This window comes from Bacteroides ilei (genome assembly GCF_900128495.1).
Classification (GTDB): domain Bacteria; phylum Bacteroidota; class Bacteroidia; order Bacteroidales; family Bacteroidaceae; genus Phocaeicola; species Phocaeicola ilei.
In genome coordinates, this window is record NZ_LT635801.1 from 369,774 (window position 1) to 387,076 (window position 17,303).

Below are 17,303 nucleotides of genomic sequence, written 5' to 3' on the forward strand. Positions count from 1 at the left end.
CGGAAAAATGATTTCTGCAAATTTAGGAAATATCTTCCATCAGATTACATTTGTCACAGATTTACTTTAATTTATTATTTTACACATGAGAAAGATTGTTTATATGGCCCTGCTGGGTTTTTCGTTTTCGTCGTTGGTTTGTGCCCAGAGTATTTCCGGTGAAAAAGCGGGACGGCATGCACAGGTTATAGATGACGGCATCCGCTTTTGTGAAAGTACTTATCCGTATGAAGGTGGCATCTTGATTGCCAATTTCGGGACCGGACAACTGAATCCGTTGAATACGGAGGGAAAAGGTTATATTCTGTATTATAAGGACGGGAAGATACGGCCGTTCATTCCGGCCGACGGCAACCTTTCGGCTCCTAAAGGAATGTTTTTCCGTGAGAATCATCTGTTTGTCTGCGACGTGAATAAAGTGGTTGTTTATGATCTGGAACATTTGGAGAAGGCTCCTCAGATTTTGGCTTTTCCGGAAGAAGACTTGTTTGTAAATGATTTGGCTGCGGCCGGCAATACCTTATATGCTTCTGTCACCAATACCGACAAGATTTATCGGATTGACATAACAGACGTACGGAAGGTGGGTAATCCGGTAGAATGGTTGTCTGTACCGGGTCCTAACGGTTTGCTGGCAGCCGGCGACATGCTTTATGTTGCTTCTTATCCGGCCGACGGGAACACACAGCCCAAACATGTGGTCTATCGAATTACCAATCTGTCAGATCCTAAGGTAGAGACGGTCATTGAAACTCCTGGACAATATGACGGAATCGCTTTTTCATCCGATAGGAAGTCGCTTTATATCACGAACTGGACTCCTGCAGGGTTGGCTAAGGTTGACTTGAAAACGGGTAAGGTTGTTCAGGTCTCTTTACCTTTGGAAAAGAAATTGGCCGGTCCAGCCGATATCACGGTTGCAGACGGACAGATCTATATACCAGATCTTCCCAACAGTCGGGTTGTCCGGGTGTATGAATAATCTGCTTCCATATGGAAGATACATATAGTAATTATAATGTTAGGTAGGGCTATATAGCCGTTGTAAGGATTTCCATTTCCTGAAGTTCATTTTGGGTAAACTTCCAATTTTAGGGTATCCCCTTTTAGACGGGCGCCAGTCGGCACCCGTCTAAAAAAGAATCCACAAATTTAACGATTATTATTTGCATATTGTCATGGGAAGAAGGTTTTCGTAATCCGTTCTTCCCTTTCTTGTTTCTCAAGTACTTGCTTCCTTCAGCATTCTTAGCTGTTCCTTTTTTATTCATTGGCTGGCTGCCGTTGCTTGCCTGTGCTGGTTTATCTGTTCCGTTTTGCTTTGCAAGAAAGGAGGTTTACGATGACCGATTCCACGCTACAACCCGCAACGTTTCGCGTCGACAAATATCAGGCATACGAGGATGGTAAAGTTCTGTTTGAACAATACACTATTCTCATGTATGGAAGTGATAAATTATGCTGTACACGTCCGGAGATGGAGCAGCTCAGTGAATTGATTCAAACCGCATTGAATGATAGAAAGGAGGCAGACCATGGCAAATAAAAAAGTAGAATTCGACAAATATATTCTTTATCGTTACTTCCAGGAATATCTTCCTGCCGATAAAGTAACAGATGACGTAATTTACAAAACTTCACAGCAGATCCAGGATGAACTTTCTGATATGGCAGAGATCAGCATTAACGATATCGCCAGGGCGATGGTGGATTTGGGCTATGAACTAACCATTTCCCCCGATGGCCGTCCGGCGTGGATCATGTTGCGCAAGTAGCTGTATACTTTTTAGATGATTAGATACATTTTTTTATTTACATTTTATATTGGAGGCATGACATCGTGAGGGTGTTGTGCCTTTTGTTTTTAAAATTCCCCTTCAAAATGCTTGGTCTCTTCATGTACCGTCATATTGCTACCCTTCAGATACTTATTGGTTGTAGAGATATCCGCATGGCGCGCCTGGTCACGGGCGATGACGATACCTTCGGCATTGGCCAAGTCACGTATCCCTGAATCTTTTAGGGAGTAGAATTGGTAACTGTCAGGGAATCTAAGTTTGGTGCGTACTTTATTGAAGTAATTACGATAGACTTTAGTCGTGGTTTTATTTTTCGATGGCTTGAAGCCTTTACCGAACAGGTAATAATTCCCAGGATTGCTGAAAACATCGAGATCGATCATTGCTTTTATCAGCTTGTCATTAAGACCGACCATGCCATCCTTTCTGTTCTTACTGATACTGGATGGTATAAATACTTTTTGTTCCTTTAGGTAGATGTCTGACAACTTTATGTTTGTTATTTCATCAGGTCTGATAAAAGTATAGTAAGCGAATTGACATAGGAACAGGAAATGAAGGTTCTCTTTCATGAGATATCGTTTAAGTTTATGTATATCTGCAGGAGATAGAGCCGACCGTTTTTTCTCTTCTTCCTGTAACATTCGAATCTTTTCTACAGGATTAAAAATCAAATATTGCTTCTCTACCATCCAGTTACAGAGAGAAGATAACCAGGTACGATAATTGTTTCTTGTCCTGGCTGAAGAATCACGATCCAATAGAATGTAATCAAGAAAGTCTGATAGGAAAGATTGATCTATCTGATAGGCATAAATTATTGCCGGTATGTGTTTCGCTGTATACTCTTCAAACACTTTCAGGCGTTTCTGATAATCTTTTATCGTATTTTCTTTGATTGCTCCGGCAGCGTATAACTTTTCCAAATATATATGATATCTTTTGATAATGTCTATATATGGTGTGTACTGTCTAGAGTTTTCCACATCAGCCCACGGATTCCATCCCGACCGGAGTTTAATATTAAGGTTGGTGATTATTTCATTAGCTCTACGGCGACGATCAGAAACTTTAGCAATGCCATTAAGCATGTACTTCTTACGCTTCATTTTCTGCTCTAGGGGATTATAAGAATAGAAGTCGATATACCAATTATTACCTGTATGAAGTTTGGGTTCTGTGTATGAAATAATACTGTAAACCGATGAACTTTTTCTTTTTGGTGAATACATTTTTTTATTACGTTTTTCGAGTTCGGAAACGTAATATATTGAACAATCAGATTTGTATCGTCCCGTTATCGTCCCGGGATAAAATGAACAAAAGCTGCAACTTTTTGAGCTACAGCTTTTTGTTCTTGCACGGGAAGAGAGACTCGAACTCCCGACACTCGGTTTTGGAGACCGATGCTCTACCAACTGAGCTATTCCCGTGTTTGCGCTGCAAAGGTACTATAAATTTTCACTATTGCAAGTGCTTCGTGTAAATATTTTCATCTGTACTTCACTCTGTCATCCCTAATTCTTTGAACATGAGCCGGTAAACTTCTGCTTTTTTTTCGAGTTTTAGCGGATATGCCCGGCTTGAGGATGGCATTCTGTAAAGATCAATTTCCCTGTCCATATAATAGAAAGTACTCTTTCCTCCAACAGCAGGTTCTTGTACCTGTATCTGTTCTCTGATGGTATCGGTCGCTTTCTGTCCCGTCGTGACAATGGCCTTGCATAAAGGCAGTTGCTTTAGCAGCAGTCCGATATCGGTTGGAGTTATTATTTCCAGAAACTTGTCGGATGCGTTGTCCTGTAGGCGTCGTATGGCTGAAGCTGTATCGTAAAGAGCGATACCTTTTTCTTTCAAGAAAAGAATGAGGCGTTCCTTGTCGAACGCCTTTTTATCCGGTTTCAGGAAATGGTCTTTATCATTGAAGAAGATCAGTCCGAAAATGCGCCACATGTCGTTCTGAAGGTTGGGATAGAAGAAATCCATACTCCATCTCTTTTTCTGGGGCGGAAAACTTCCCAGCATAAGCAGGATTGCATTTTCAGGAAGGAATGGTTCCAACGGATGATTTTCAATAGGAATAAAAGACTTGCCTTCTTCCATTTTGTTATTCAGTTTTTGGTTTAGGCTCCTTCTTTGCCAGCAATACGATATTGTATACATATTCGTTGATCCAGGCTTCAGAGTATCCTAATGCGTGTTGGTACTGGCGTATATTATAGCAGGTCTTGCGTACGCCATCGTCTTTCCAGTTGGTTTTGGTTACAATATCATGTACGGCTTTTTCTGTCATTGTGCGTAACATCTTCTTGAAAACTCCAGGCATACGGAATTTCCATTGCATGATGTTACCGATAACCATCATCAGGTCCTGGCTGAATCCTTGGAACATGAACAGGTAATTCTTGATATCGTTAACGTTCTTGCAATTCTTCTTGATGGAATTGTCTATTTCCTTGAAGAAGATATCATTGATTCCGTAAAGGTCCTGCAGCATTTTTTTGCACCGTGAACGTTCGGCTATTCCCAGCTTATTGTTCTGGGTTGGGATTTTTAATGTACGTTTGAATACAGCCATGTCTGGCAGGAAGTTGATATTGCTGATTCCCAGTTGAGCTGCCATTACAGCCTGGTAATATACACGGATCAGGGTCATGAAGTCTTCCATTCCGCCTACACGTACAGAACCTTCAGCCTCTTCTGCCTGTTTTTTTCCGAAAATTTTTGAGAATATGCTCATAACAGTTGTTTAATTTTATTTCTTTGCCTGCAAAGATAAGAAAATTGTTACCAACATTCTATATCTTGCTCAATATCTTTCATTTGTTCCTTGTAGAAGGAAGGACTTTTGATTCCGTTCCGTTTCTGTTCCATGTAATTGTCTAGCAGGCGGAAGGCGTATTTCCCCAATAACAGGATTGCTATCAGGTTACAGATGGCCATCAGTGCCATTGTGATGTCGGCCAGACTCCATACTGTTTCCAGGCTGGCCAAAGATCCGAGGAGTACCATTCCTCCCACAAGTATTCGGTAGAGGTTTACCGTCCATTGTTTTTTTGTGATGAACCGGATGTTGGCTTCTCCATAATAATAGTTGCCTAAAATGCTGCTGTAGGCAAAAAACAGAATAGCTACGGCTACATAGATGGTTCCTATACTTCCTACTTCACTGTTCAGTGCGGCTTGTGTCAGTTCGATTCCATCCATGTCATTGTTTCCATATAGATTGCTGAACAATATGATGAAAGCGGTGCAGCTGCATATAAGTAATGTATCGGTAAATACTCCTAATGCCTGTATCAGTCCTTGCTTTACCGGATGAGTGACATGGGCTGTTGCGGCGGCATTGGGAGCGGATCCCATTCCGGCCTCATTGCTGAACAGACCCCGTTTGATTCCTTGCATCAGGGCGGCTCCTATTCCTCCGCCTAACGCCTGATGCCACCCGAATGCATTTCCAATAATCAGTTCTATCACTTCCGGTAGGCGGTATATATTTGTTATTATAATAAAAAGCGCCAGAATGATATAGCCTATAGCCATGACAGGTACAATAACACTGCTTACGCGGGCTATGGAATGGACACCTCCGAAAATGATGGCGAGCGTGAGGAGAGATATGGCAATTCCAGAATATAAAGGGTCGATATGGAAGGCATTGTGAAGGGCTGCACTCATGGTATTGCTTTGTACGGAATTGAATGCGAATCCGAAAGTAACGGTAATCAAGACTGCAAAGGTAATCCCCATCCAGCGTTTCTTCAATCCTTTTTCCATGTAATAGGCCGGTCCGCCTATGTATGAATGTTTGCTTCTTATTTTGAAAAGTTGTGCCAAGGTTGATTCTACAAAAGCGCTGCTAGCTCCCAGTAAGGCTATAACCCACATCCAGAATATGGCTCCCGGGCCTCCGACCGTGATGGCGAGAGCAACTCCGGCCAGGTTGCCGGTTCCCACACGGCTTGCCAATGAAATGGCGAAAGCCTCGAATGAAGATATATGTTTTTCATGTCCGTTGATCTTGGCGGTAGAGTCGCCCAGCAGGCGTATCATTTCCTTGACATATCTGAACTGGACAAAATGAGTCTTGAAGCTGAACCAGATTGCGCAGCCCAATAACATGACGATCAGGATATATGTGAGAAAATTATTGTTGATGCAGTTCAGAATTTGTGTTATCTCATTCATATTCTTATTCTTTTAGTTTAAAATAGAATGTATGTTCCTTGAAAACCGGCTCCACAAGTTCAAATCTGATGAAGTCGGCCAATAGAGTAATTATAAGCCTGCGTGGCATATGTGTGAGTCGGACGCACTGGTTTAGTGTAAGTAGTTTATGTCCGCCAAGAATCTCCAACAAGTATTTTTCCTTGTCGGTATAGGTTACGATAATTTTTTTTTCGTTATCGTTTTGTTTCCATATGGCTAGATGTACGGGAGTTGCCAGAATGTTTTCATCGGCAATGCGTATGTAGGCCCATGGTTTGCCTGTATCGTCTATAGCGCATACCGGTTTCTCTTTGCTTTCGGCAATCGATACTTCCAGAACGTCTTTTCCTTCTACTTTATATATTTTGTTTTCCACCTCCAGGGGAGGCTTGCAATACATGGAAGCGGCAGCTTCTATCATGAATATCTCCTCCTCTGAACGTACACCGGCTATTTTGCCGTTGTCTTTGACACCGACAAGCAGGCGTCCGCCGCTTGTGTTGGCAAAAGCTGATAGGCTACGGGCTATTTTGCGGGCATCGGATATTGCAAATTTGAAATCCTGATGCACGTGTTCGCCCTCGGCAACCAGTTTCTGAATATAATTCGCATTTTCTGTTGTCGGTTTCATTCGGTCGGATATAATATTTATAAACGGATAATGCCAGGTCTTGTTTTGTCCGGATAGTTATATTTTTGTTTATGGGCAGCAATGTTTATGGGTCATGATATCCAGAATCATATCGTCGGTAGCGTTCATTGATTGTGAACCGATGCGGGTAAGATTATGGATGCTCAAGTCTACATCGTCTTCTATGATGCCTTCAACAGCAGTTACATATTTCTGTTCCATGGCCATAATAGCCGAGAGGACTGCGGTTGATACACCGCTGGTCAGTTTCAAAGCACAGCTTGGTTTGGCCCCGTCACAGACCATGCCGGTAAGTGTGGCAATCATATTCTTGACGGCGTAAGTGACTTGGCGGTAATTTCCTCCCATCAGATAAGTGATTCCACAACTGCTGCCTGTTGCCGCAACTACACATCCGCAAAGGGCGGAAAGACGTCCCAGACTCTGTTTGATGTAGATGACGGTCAGATGGCTCAATACGAGTGCACGGATCAGTTCTTCTTCCGGTTTCTTGTTTTCTTCTGCATAGATTACGACCGGAACCGTTGCGGCAATTCCTTGGTTCCCGCTTCCGGAATTGCTCATTACCGGAATCATGGCGCCGGCCATACGTGCGTCACAGGCTCCGGAAGTGTATGAAAGAATATGGGTGAAAGTATTGTTACCCATGATACTCTGTTCAATTTTACTGCTTTTGATGGTCTTACCCAATTCATGTCCGTAGCTTCCTTTGAACGAAGCTTCTGCAGCACTTTTGTTAAGGCGTTTGGATTCCAGAATAAAACGGATTTCATCGATCGGAGCGGTCATGGCAAAATCATAGACTTTCCGCATGGTCAGTTGTACATCTTCGCTTTCATGTTCGTCTGTCGATGAGGTACGTTTGTCAAGTAATACTTCATTGTTGCGGCTGAGATAGACAAAATTGGTATGTCCTCCACTGATAATGGCTGTCGCTTTGTCGTTCCCCTTGGTGCATATGATTTCTATGTAAAGTTTTTCAGTAATGTTTTCCTTTAATGCAATATGTATGCTTTGGTCTGCGATTATCTTTTTTCCTTCTTCTACAGATTCGGGAGAGCAGTCTTTCAAAACTTCCAGTCCATATTCCGATTTGCCTATCAGTTCCCCCAATGCGATGGCTATAGGGAGGCCTATCATTCCAGTGCCTGGGATTCCTACTCCCATTGCATTTTTCAGGATGTTGGCGCTCAGATACGCATCTGTCTTATCGGGACGGCATCCTAGTATTTCGGTTGCTTTTGCTACACATAATGCTACGGCCATAGGTTCTGTACAGCCTATTGCCGGTACCACTTCTCTTTGGATGAGTGCTATGATTTTTTCTCTTTCAGGTTTTGATATTATATTTTCCATTTTATCTTTTTGATGTCTCTGGATGATTTGTCGGGATTAAAATTTGTATGCAAAATTACATCTTTTCATGTAAATGGAGAATTTTATATGTAGTAAAATATCAATTCTAAAATTTGCAGGTTTGGATTTTATATGTATCTTTGCATCGTTTTTGAAAGGAAACACTTCCCGAAGGAAGTTTTGGAGAGGTGGCAGAGTGGTCGATTGCGGCGGTCTTGAAAACCGTTGTGCTGCGAGGCACCCGGGGTTCGAATCCCTGTCTCTCCGCTGAAACCTAAAGACATTTGGTTGTTAATTTAAGAAAAGTCCCGTAAAATCAACGTTTTACGGGACTTTTTCTATATTAGAATCTATTACTCGGTCACGCTCCCTTCCGCTCTGACTTCGGCTAAACGTGGCATATCACTACTTTCATTTGTAGTGAAAGAGAATCGGATAAAACGCATCTTCAATGGTTTTTCAAGTTCCAGACGGATATCCTGTTCATTGTCTGAAGCATTATATACACCGATAGGGTACCATGTCTCTTTATCGTCGGATATTTCTATTTTAAAGTTACATATCACTTTTTCTGTGAATCGGGCCGTCACACAGTTTAGCATGAGTCCTCTCTCCGTATCCAATATCCAATAGGCAGACCGGTCATCTTCTGCAGGCATCCAATAACTGTTTTCATTTCCGTCGGCAGCCAGCCCCGGTGAATGTCCCTTTCGTGAACTTGATGCAAACGTCGGATTATTCAGACCATAAGTTTGTAATTCGTTATGCTCTGTATTTTTTACATAGCGTACATAAGGACGGTCAGTAACCTCCTGGCTAACCCCTTTCTGATAGGGCTCTTCTCCAACAAAACCTAGGGTCAAGCGTGCCGGTGAGAGTCCTGGTGAAGAAGCCTCAATTATTGTATTTCCGGCATAATAGGACCGAAAGGCAATAGCTGCCTTACCATCCAGTATACGGATATCGCTATCCGGACGGAAAGTGATGGATTTTCCTGTAGGAAATTCACCCGGACCGGATATTACACGTAATGTCACTACCGGTGTATTGCTTAATTCCCGTCCGTCGGCATCCGCTACTACTACAATCAGTTGTGTGTCATCTGTTCCGTCTGTTGCAATATTATCCGTTTTCGAAGCTTTCAGTAGCAACCTGGAGGCTTTTCCTTCTTTTGGCCATTCAGGAGGTGCCACCTGGGTATATGCATTCCGGTACCAATACCATGAACGTTTCGGTAAACGGAAATAATCCACAATACCCAATTTTGCCATATCACTGCCAAAGATGCTGCCATGATCGAAGCCGCACCAGATAGCCTGTCCGCTCCGCCATGCACGCCCTTTCCAGCTGTCGTCACGTTCCAGGTCGCCCCAGCCGGGAATATATTGCCCCGGACGGTCTGATTTTGTACTTCCATATTCAGTGACGACCGACGGTACAGGAGGTTGTTGGAAATCCGGGATGTTGGCACCGTCACCGTTGTATCCGGCCACATCACCGATCAGGTCGATACGGTCTTCTCCCAACGGACGTTGTACTCCACCTACCCCTGCTTTGCGGGTGTTATCCAAGGAATGAGCTTTTTCTACCATCCGTTTCAGCAATTTTTTTACTCCTGGCATTGTCTGGCTGTCTGTGAAAAAAGGTTCGTTACACATACTCCATACGAAGACCGACGGATGATTGCGATGAATGCGTATCATTTCTTCCAGCTGGCGTAACACATTTGCCTCGAATGCCGCTGTATCGGCAACATTCGATGGATAAGCTCCAGCTGTCCATCCGCCGTCTTCTTTCGGCCCAGCCGTACTCCAGAAGGGCGTTTCAGACCAGAATAACATACCTTCACGGTCGCAAGCATCTGTAAAAGCTGGAGAATGTGGATAATGTGAGCCACGGATCATGTCAAAACCGGCTTCCTTCATCAGATGTACATCCCGGCGTGCCGCGGCATCGGTTACGGCATCCCCCCATCCGGCCTGGTCTTGATGCACATTTGCCCCTCTGAAATAGTAGTGTTTACCATTCAGGAAAAAACCTTTATCTGCAGTCCATTCAAACCAACGGAACCCGAACGTAATCTTTTCTGAATCCAGCAAATGTTTTCCGGCATACAGTTGGCTGACTAATGTATAAAGTGTAGGAGAAGCCGGCGACCAGAGTGCCGGAGAGGAGATTTCTGAAGTCTGTATTTCATAATCCAGACTTTTTCCTGCTTCGACGCATTCCGTTTTCGAACATTTTGTAACCGTTCTGCCTGACGAATCTTTAATTGTTATAGATAATGTATAGCGTCCTGTGTGGGCACTGGTATTCTTCACACTGGCTTTTACTTTTACTGCAGACGATTTTCCGGCATTTTTTTCCAGAGTGGGAGTGGTAATGGCTGTACCGTACCAGTCTAAATAAACCGGTTGTTTTTTCACTAAACGGACATTGCGGTAAATGCCTCCGCTGAACACATGCTCCCCACCTCGTGGAGCTACCGTAGCGTGCCAGAGATTGTTTACCCTGACTGCTATCACATTGTCTCCTTCTACAGCACATGGAGTAAAGTCTATGCTGAAACCTGTATATCCACCTGTGTGGCTCCCGGCTAACCGGCCGTTGACATAGATTTCCGCTTCTTGAAAAACACCGTCAAATTCCAGAAAAAGTCGTTTTGACAAATCTTCTTTTTCTAGTTTGAGGTGTCTCCGGTACCAACCGTAGCCTACATAAAAATCTTTCGACATAAAATAGGGAATACTGAACGAATGGGGTAATCCTATAGGCTCCCAGTCTGTGTCGTTGTATTGTGGACGGGCAGCATCGGGGATATCTCCACGTTTATATTTCCATAAACGATTCAATAGGGTCGTTTCACGTCCCCTTTCCGAATTTTGTTCAGGTACTGTTGCACCCTGAATATATAGGGGCAAACTCAATAATAAAAGGAATAGCAGTAATAACGTTTTATGTTTTTTCATAATAAAAAATTTGGTTATCTTAATCTTATGGTCCGTTTCCCGATCCCTTCATTCATCATGTGTGCCGGAATGATTGTTTTCAAAGTATCTATTACGGCGTTTAGCATCCGTTCCCTTACGAAGTCCTCCTTTATTATTATGGACACATTGCGTTGGGCAGGAGGGATTATATTCAGGTATGCAATGTTTTGCTTCTGTTGTTCCGACAGAAAATTGATGTGTAGCTCAGGAATAATGGTATATCCTCCGTTGTGATCAACGATCCTGACTAATGTTTCTATACTTCCGGCTTCGTATATGCGCTTCCCTTTATTTGTATTCTTACAAAAGTTTTGTTCTCCGTTAGGGATGCAATGTCCTTCTTTCAGAATCCACATATGTTCGGCTGGCAGTTTGCCGCTGGCAATAATGTCTCTTGCCTTGCTGCATGTATCCGAGAAGTAGGCAACAAATTTCTCTACATATAAGGGAATTTCAAGTAGGTGGGTCATATCTTCGGGTAGTGTTGTTATAGCCATGTCGAGATTTCCATATTTTAAATCTTGTAACAAGGCTTTCTTTTCTTTTTCATCTATAGACAAGTTTACGTTCGGATACGTATTACTGAAATGAAAGATAAAATCCGGAATGATATAGGGGGCGATGGTTGGTAGGATTCCGATACGGAGGTTGCCGCTCATACTGTCCGTCTCATCCGCTACGATTTCTTTGATTCGTTGTGTTTCATTAAGGGCTATTTGTGCCTGTCGGATGATTTTTTCACCGATTCCTGTCGGCGTGATGTTTTTTCTCTCCCGGTTGAATATCTTTATATCCAGTTCTTCCTCTAATTTCTGGATCATAGCGCTGAGAGTAGGTTGTGTTACACCACAAGCTTCTGCCGCCAATACAAAATGCCGGTATTTGTCTAAGGCTACAATATATTCCATTTGTTGTAGTGTCATATGTCGATAGGTTTTATCTATACAAAGATAGAAAAAAGCTGTTGTCTTTTATCAGCCGGTAGAATAATTTTGCAATATAAATTAATAGAAGAAAATAATATGAACAGGATTTTAGGAAAATGGGATGTGGCAAGATGGCTGAGATTGTTGGCCGGAACAGGTTTTGCGGTTTACGGATTGTATATAACTGATTATTATATCGTCTTTTTAGGTATCCTCTTGCTGTTGATGGCAGTCTTGAATTGGTCGTGTTGTGCGGCAGGAGGTTGCAGTACATCTTCTGGAAAGAAAGTATTATATAAAGATTATATAAAGCCATATAAAGTTGAAAAAAGTAATAACGTTTAAATAGGAATTTTATGAAAGCAAGAAATTTGACAAAAGCTGAGTTCGTTAAAAATGTGGCAGATTATGAAAATAATCCGACTGAATGGAAGTTCTTGGGAACTCGTCCGGCAATCATTGATTTTTATGCAACATGGTGCGGCCCTTGTAAGATGCTTGCTCCGGTACTCGATGAAATAGCAGGAGAATACGAAGGTAAGATAGATGTTTATAAAGTGAATGTTGAGGAGGAAGAGGAACTTGCAGCAGTTTTCGGTATCAGAAGTGTACCTTCCCTGCTGTTTGTCCCGATGGTTGGAGCACCGCAAATGGCCCAGGGGGCTTTACCGAAAAAGGCTTTGGATGAGGCTGTAAGAAATGTATTGTTGAATGAGTAATGATTGGATTACAATAAGATAGGCAATTTGCTGGATATCAGTAGGGCATTGGTGTGCGTGGATTAACTGAATTTTTATTTGGGCATTCTGTTTGCTTCGTGCTGGATTACTTGGTTTTTGTTTGAAAGTTATCCGAAAGTTGGAGGCGAAATGATATGTTATGGATGAAATTTAGGTTTCGTATTGGGAGCTGTCGGAGGTATTTTACATTGCACTCGTGTCCGGCGTAAAGCAAAGGAGGCTATTCATGACATCGAAGAATATATCAAGGGCAATTAAGTAGTTGCTTCTCTTAATTATTTTTTCCGGTTCTATATTCTTGTTTTCCCCAGTTGGATTTTATTCCGGCTAGGGTATTTTTTACGTTTATTTTTTTTAATCCAATCCCATATGCAACTGAATACCCACAGAAACGCTGAGATCATTTGCCCATGAGCGGGAGTTTACGGTTTCTGTCACAGAAGGCAGATCGGGTTCTGCGACGGTATAGGTTGCTTTACAAGGTTGTAGCGGACAGCGATAACTGATGTCTAAGATAAAACTGCACAGATTGGAGGTACGGTAACCTGCCGCTATTCCGGGGTTGAGGAATGTAGACGAACGGCTTATTTCAAGTTTGTATGTTGTTTCTTCGATGGTTTGAGTCTTTTCAGAGCCTCCGGCACTCATGCGTCCTATACCGACTCTTGGCATCAACTGCCATTTGCCCATTTCTGCCGTATAACCGATGCCTATACTTGCGGAAGGTTTTATTCTGCTCAATCCGGGAAATAATTTATCACCTAAGGCTTGAGCGATGTTGGTCGCCAAATCGTCGGTCTGGATTTTGAAAAAACTCAGTCCGATATCCAGATAAGCATTCCAGTGGCGTGCGAATCCTACGGACATCCGCCAGTCGAATTGGGTAGCAACATCTGCACGTGAGCCGAAATATTCCGGATGTTCTCTTCCGCCGGTATTGAAATTGGGGCCGATGGAAAACGATATGAGGAATGGATGCCGTATAGATGTTATTTTTTGAATTCCCTTTTGCGACGAGGAGGAGGTCTCGTTTTGTGCAGCCAACGGCAGTATGCCGATGATAAGCAGAATAATCACTGCAAGCTTTTGTTTTTTCATAGATGGGAAAAAAGGTTAAGAGATGATTAAATATAACGTTGGTTTCTTTGATTTTATAGGAATGTTTTTTTACTATCTAAGCACAAATATAGCTATATATTGGATAATCAGATGATTTACCTGTTAAATTTTTAATAATAAGTAATTGCTTGTAAAATAAGTTTGTTTGATTATTTTATTTAGAATGAGGTTTTGGGGAAGGTACCGAATAATAGAAAATTTAGAAAAATGCACCTTCCTTTTTAGGAAGAATATAACAATTGGAATCAAGGGATGTTAGAATACACCGTTATTGCTTTTTGTGAAGGGCGTGAAGGGCAAAAAAACATGAATAATGTCTATAAAATAAAGATATAAGGCTTTGGAGCGGGAAAGGTCGGCGTATCTGATTTTTTTCGATGTTTTCTATCGGCTCTTTTGTTGTCTTGCATAAGCTGAAATATATAAGTGGATAAATTGGTTTTGTTGAAGAAAGAGAAAAGATTCTTGTTTGTTTAATTAAACTTCATTTTCTTTGCTTCAGAAAATGTTATATTAATATATGGGAAGGATATAACTTTGTTTGTCTTATTGTTTTATGAGTGAGCATACTCGCCAAGCCGTGTATTGATGTTTAACTTTAAACATAGGTTATGATTATGAAAAACATTTCTTACTGTTTGCTGGCAGGACTTATTTTGGGTTCCTGCTCCGGAAAGGTTTATGAACAGACAGATAATGGCGTAATTGTGAAGGTACAGCAAAAAGGAGAGCAGAATGCTCGTCTGGTCCGCTTTCAGGTTATGGGGGATAAGTTGATTCATGTGTCGGCCACTCCCGACAATAAGTTTGCCGATCCGAAAAGTCTGGTTATTGTTCCTCTGGAAAAACAAACTCCGTTTACGGTATCGCAACAGGGAGATACCATCACTGTTTCTACAAAGGAAGTCAAGGCTTCTGTCTTGAGTTCTATCGGCGAAGTGTGGTTTACAGATGAGAATGGGAAGATGATTCTTCAGGAAAATAAAGGTGGAGGAAAAACATTTACTCCTATCGAAGTAGAGGGTACAAAAGGATATTCTATCCGTCAGGTATTCGAGTCTCCAGATGATGAGGCTTTTTATGGATTGGGACAGCATCAGTCGGAAGAGTTCAATTATAAGGGAAAGAACGAAGAGCTTTTCCAGTATAATACAAAGGTTTCTGTTCCTTTTATCGTATCCAACAAAAATTATGGTGTTCTGCTTGACAGTTATTCGCTCTGCCGTTTCGGTAATCCGAATGATTACTCTCAGCTTGGAAAAGTCTTTAAGCTTTACGATAAGGATGGCAAGGAAGGTGCGCTGACCGGTACGTATGTACCCAGTGAAAAGTCAGGAGCAGAAACATTGGTGCGCCGGGAAGATTCACTTTATTTTGAACATTTGAAACGAGAGGATTTGTCGAAGGTGGTAAATCTGCCGGAAAACTTCCCGTTCATGGGAGCGAAAGTGACTTATGAGGGAATGATTGAACCTTCGCTGACAGGTGAGTTTAAGTTTATCTTGTATTATGCGGGGTATACAAAGGTATATATCAATGATGAGTTGGTTGTTCCGGAACGTTGGCGTACGGCGTGGAATCCGAACAGCTATAAGTTTGCGGTTAATCTGGAAGCCGGGAAGAAAGTGCCTATCAAAGTAGAATGGGAACCCGATGGAGCTGTTTCTTATTCAGGCCTGCGTGTATTGAGTCCGGTAGATCCGAAAGAACAGGGTAAGCAGTCGTGGTGGAGCGAAATGACCAAACAACTTGATTATTATTTTATTGCCGGCGATGATATGGATGATGTAATCAGCGGTTATCGTACGTTGACCGGAAAAGCACCTATCATGCCTAAGTGGGCTATGGGATTCTGGCAAAGCCGTGAGAAGTATAATACTTCGGATGAAATGTTGGGTGCCCTGAAAGGGTTCCGTGACCGGAAGATTCCTATTGATAATATTGTTCTTGACTGGAACCATTGGCCGGAAGATGCATGGGGAAGCCATGAATTCGATAAGAAACGCTTCCCTGATCCGAAAGCAATGGTCGACTCCATTCATGCCATGCATGGTAGGATGATGATTTCCGTTTGGCCGAAGTTCTATGTTACAACCGAGCATTACAAAGAGTTTGATAAGAACGGATGGATTTATCAGCAGTCTGTCAAGGATAGTCTGAAGGACTGGGTAGGTCCGGGTTATCATTATGGTTTTTACGACGCTTACGATGCCGATGCACGCAAGCTGTTCTGGAAGCAGATGTATGATCATTATTATCCGTTAGGTATTGATGCCTGGTGGATGGATGCCAGCGAACCAAATATTCGTGATTGTACTGACATGCAGTATCGCAAGGACTTGTGTGGACCTACGGCTTTAGGACCTTCGACCGAATACTTCAATGCGTATGCCCTGATGAATGCGGAAGCTATTTATGATGGTCAGCGCGGAGTGGATAACAATAAGCGTGTGTTCTTGTTGACTCGTTCCGGATTTGCCGGATTGCAACGGTATTCTACTGCTACATGGAGTGGTGATATTGCTACCCGTTGGGAAGACATGAAGGCTCAGATTACGGCTGGACTGAATTATGCGGTAAGTGGTATTCCTTACTGGACCATGGATATTGGTGGGTTCTGTGTGGAGAATCGTTATGTAGCCGGACAGCAGCAGTGGAATGCAACGAAAACGGAGAATGCCGATTATAAGGAATGGCGTGAATTGAATGCGCGCTGGTATCAGTTCGGGGCATTCTGTCCGTTGTATCGTGCGCACGGACAGTATCCGTTCCGTGAGATATGGGAAATTGCTCCCGAAGGTCATCCGGCTTACAATTCGGTGGTTTATTATTCCAAACTCCGTTATCGTCTGATGCCGTATATTTATTCTTTGGCAGGTATGACGTGGTTTAATGATTACACGATTATGCGTCCGCTGGTTATGGACTTTACAGCTGATACAAACGTAAACAACATAGGCGACCAGTTTATGTTCGGTCCGTCGTTTATGGTTTCTCCGGTTTATCATTACGGCGATAGAAATCGTGAAGTTTATTTCCCGAAATCGGCAGGATGGTACGATTTCTATACAGGTAAGTTCCAGACCGGTGGCGAAAAGAAAGTGGTAGATGCTCCTTACGAACGTATTCCGTTGTTTGTGCGTGCCGGTTCAATCGTACCCTTCGGACCGGAGATTCAGTATACGGATGAAAAGAAGGCCGATTATATCAAGCTGTATGTTTATCAGGGTGCCGATGCGGCATTTACCTTGTATGAAGATGAAGGGGTAAACTATAACTACGAGCAGGGTAAGTATACCATGATTCCGATGGCTTACAATGAGGCAAAGAAGCAGTTGGTTATCGGAGATCGGAAAGGAGAATTCGACGGTATGTTGAAAGAACGTACGTTTGAAATCATTCAGGTGAGTGCTGACAGCCCGAAACCTTTTGATATGGATGCTAAAGGTACCATCATAAAATATGATGGGACTTCACAGACCATCAAGTTCTGATTTTTGGGACATTACAAA

General features: G+C 42.5%; 15 protein-coding genes and 2 tRNA genes. 7 read left to right on the top strand and 10 right to left on the bottom strand.

Going from position 1 to position 17,303, the window contains the following annotated elements; translation table 11 throughout:
- Positions 1-85: 85 nt before the first annotated feature.
- The 3 genes from BQ7489_RS01565 (at position 86) to BQ7489_RS01575 (ending at position 1,775) form a co-directional block, all read left to right on the top strand.
- Positions 86-982 (top strand): YncE family protein, encoded by an 897-nt coding sequence (locus BQ7489_RS01565; RefSeq protein ID WP_072529765.1) that lies wholly within the window; start codon positions 86-88, stop codon positions 980-982.
- A gap of 360 nt (positions 983-1,342) precedes the next feature.
- Positions 1,343-1,546: a hypothetical protein gene (locus tag BQ7489_RS01570; protein ID WP_072529766.1), complete on the top strand. Its 204-nt coding sequence runs from the start codon at positions 1,343-1,345 to the stop codon at positions 1,544-1,546.
- Complete coding sequence (locus tag BQ7489_RS01575) at positions 1,536-1,775, top strand: hypothetical protein (RefSeq protein ID WP_072529767.1); 240 nt, start codon at positions 1,536-1,538, stop codon at positions 1,773-1,775. Before BQ7489_RS01570 ends, BQ7489_RS01575 begins: the two co-directional genes overlap by 11 nt.
- A gap of 89 nt (positions 1,776-1,864) precedes the next feature.
- Here BQ7489_RS01575 and BQ7489_RS01580 read toward each other — a convergent pair whose 3' ends face one another.
- The 7 genes from BQ7489_RS01580 to BQ7489_RS01610 form a co-directional block, all read right to left on the bottom strand.
- Complete coding sequence (locus tag BQ7489_RS01580) at positions 1,865-2,908, bottom strand: tyrosine-type recombinase/integrase (protein WP_162617762.1); 1,044 nt, start codon at positions 2,906-2,908, stop codon at positions 1,865-1,867.
- A 251-nt stretch (positions 2,909-3,159) separates the two neighbouring features.
- Positions 3,160-3,232 (bottom strand) — tRNA-Trp (locus BQ7489_RS01585).
- A gap of 70 nt (positions 3,233-3,302) precedes the next feature.
- On the bottom strand, positions 3,303-3,902 hold the full coding sequence (locus BQ7489_RS01590; RefSeq protein ID WP_072529769.1) for a uracil-DNA glycosylase family protein: 600 nt from the start codon (positions 3,900-3,902) through the stop codon (positions 3,303-3,305).
- Positions 3,903-3,906: 4 nt separating this feature from the next.
- Complete coding sequence (locus tag BQ7489_RS01595) at positions 3,907-4,539, bottom strand: hypothetical protein (protein ID WP_072529770.1); 633 nt, start codon at positions 4,537-4,539, stop codon at positions 3,907-3,909.
- A 47-nt stretch (positions 4,540-4,586) separates the two neighbouring features.
- Positions 4,587-5,987, bottom strand: coding sequence for an alanine/glycine:cation symporter family protein (locus BQ7489_RS01600; RefSeq protein WP_072529771.1), 1,401 nt, complete (start codon positions 5,985-5,987; stop codon positions 4,587-4,589).
- Between the two features lie 4 nt (positions 5,988-5,991).
- Positions 5,992-6,639, bottom strand: a complete 648-nt coding sequence (locus BQ7489_RS01605; protein WP_072529772.1) for an AlbA family DNA-binding domain-containing protein — start codon at positions 6,637-6,639, stop codon at positions 5,992-5,994.
- A gap of 69 nt (positions 6,640-6,708) precedes the next feature.
- Positions 6,709-8,007, bottom strand: a complete 1,299-nt coding sequence (locus tag BQ7489_RS01610; protein ID WP_072531975.1) for an L-cysteine desulfidase family protein — start codon at positions 8,005-8,007, stop codon at positions 6,709-6,711.
- Positions 8,008-8,198: 191 nt separating this feature from the next.
- Between BQ7489_RS01610 and BQ7489_RS01615 the strand changes: the two genes are divergently transcribed.
- Positions 8,199-8,283: transfer RNA gene (locus tag BQ7489_RS01615), tRNA-Ser, on the top strand.
- A gap of 86 nt (positions 8,284-8,369) precedes the next feature.
- Here BQ7489_RS01615 and BQ7489_RS01620 read toward each other — a convergent pair.
- The gene (locus BQ7489_RS01620; protein ID WP_072529773.1) at positions 8,370-10,985 is read right to left on the bottom strand and encodes a glycoside hydrolase family 2 protein; all 2,616 of its coding nucleotides are present in this window, start codon (positions 10,983-10,985) and stop codon (positions 8,370-8,372) included.
- Between the two features lie 14 nt (positions 10,986-10,999).
- Positions 11,000-11,929 (bottom strand): LysR substrate-binding domain-containing protein, encoded by a 930-nt coding sequence (locus BQ7489_RS01625; protein ID WP_072529774.1) that lies wholly within the window; start codon positions 11,927-11,929, stop codon positions 11,000-11,002.
- On the opposite strand from BQ7489_RS01625, the gene BQ7489_RS01630 reads away from it, so the two are divergent.
- Positions 11,930-12,277, top strand: coding sequence for a hypothetical protein (locus BQ7489_RS01630; protein WP_162617763.1), 348 nt, complete (start codon positions 11,930-11,932; stop codon positions 12,275-12,277).
- An 11-nt stretch (positions 12,278-12,288) separates the two neighbouring features.
- Positions 12,289-12,651, top strand: coding sequence for a thioredoxin (gene trxA, locus BQ7489_RS01635; RefSeq protein WP_072529775.1), 363 nt, complete (start codon positions 12,289-12,291; stop codon positions 12,649-12,651).
- Positions 12,652-13,026: 375 nt separating this feature from the next.
- Here trxA and BQ7489_RS01640 read toward each other — a convergent pair whose 3' ends face one another.
- Positions 13,027-13,770 (bottom strand): hypothetical protein, encoded by a 744-nt coding sequence (locus BQ7489_RS01640; RefSeq protein WP_162617764.1) that lies wholly within the window; start codon positions 13,768-13,770, stop codon positions 13,027-13,029.
- A 632-nt stretch (positions 13,771-14,402) separates the two neighbouring features.
- Here BQ7489_RS01640 and BQ7489_RS01645 point away from each other — a divergent pair.
- A complete protein-coding gene (locus BQ7489_RS01645) occupies positions 14,403-17,285 on the top strand; it encodes a glycoside hydrolase family 31 protein (RefSeq protein ID WP_072529777.1) in 2,883 nt (960 codons plus the stop codon).
- Positions 17,286-17,303: the final 18 nt, after the last annotated feature.

Coding starts and splice junctions, on each gene's coding strand:
- BQ7489_RS01565 (WP_072529765.1), top strand. CDS start 86: ATGAGAAAGATTGTTTATATGGCCCTGCTGGGTTTTTCGTTTTCGTCG.
- BQ7489_RS01570 (WP_072529766.1), top strand. CDS start 1,343: ATGACCGATTCCACGCTACAACCCGCAACGTTTCGCGTCGACAAATAT.
- BQ7489_RS01575 (WP_072529767.1), top strand. CDS start 1,536: ATGGCAAATAAAAAAGTAGAATTCGACAAATATATTCTTTATCGTTAC.
- BQ7489_RS01580 (WP_162617762.1), bottom strand. CDS start 2,908: ATGAAGCGTAAGAAGTACATGCTTAATGGCATTGCTAAAGTTTCTGAT.
- BQ7489_RS01590 (WP_072529769.1), bottom strand. CDS start 3,902: ATGGAAGAAGGCAAGTCTTTTATTCCTATTGAAAATCATCCGTTGGAA.
- BQ7489_RS01595 (WP_072529770.1), bottom strand. CDS start 4,539: ATGAGCATATTCTCAAAAATTTTCGGAAAAAAACAGGCAGAAGAGGCT.
- BQ7489_RS01600 (WP_072529771.1), bottom strand. CDS start 5,987: ATGAATGAGATAACACAAATTCTGAACTGCATCAACAATAATTTTCTC.
- BQ7489_RS01605 (WP_072529772.1), bottom strand. CDS start 6,639: ATGAAACCGACAACAGAAAATGCGAATTATATTCAGAAACTGGTTGCC.
- BQ7489_RS01620 (WP_072529773.1), bottom strand. CDS start 10,985: ATGAAAAAACATAAAACGTTATTACTGCTATTCCTTTTATTATTGAGT.
- BQ7489_RS01625 (WP_072529774.1), bottom strand. CDS start 11,929: ATGACACTACAACAAATGGAATATATTGTAGCCTTAGACAAATACCGG.
- BQ7489_RS01630 (WP_162617763.1), top strand. CDS start 11,930: ATGTCGATAGGTTTTATCTATACAAAGATAGAAAAAAGCTGTTGTCTT.
- trxA (WP_072529775.1), top strand. CDS start 12,289: ATGAAAGCAAGAAATTTGACAAAAGCTGAGTTCGTTAAAAATGTGGCA.
- BQ7489_RS01640 (WP_162617764.1), bottom strand. CDS start 13,770: ATGAAAAAACAAAAGCTTGCAGTGATTATTCTGCTTATCATCGGCATA.
- BQ7489_RS01645 (WP_072529777.1), top strand. CDS start 14,403: ATGATTATGAAAAACATTTCTTACTGTTTGCTGGCAGGACTTATTTTG.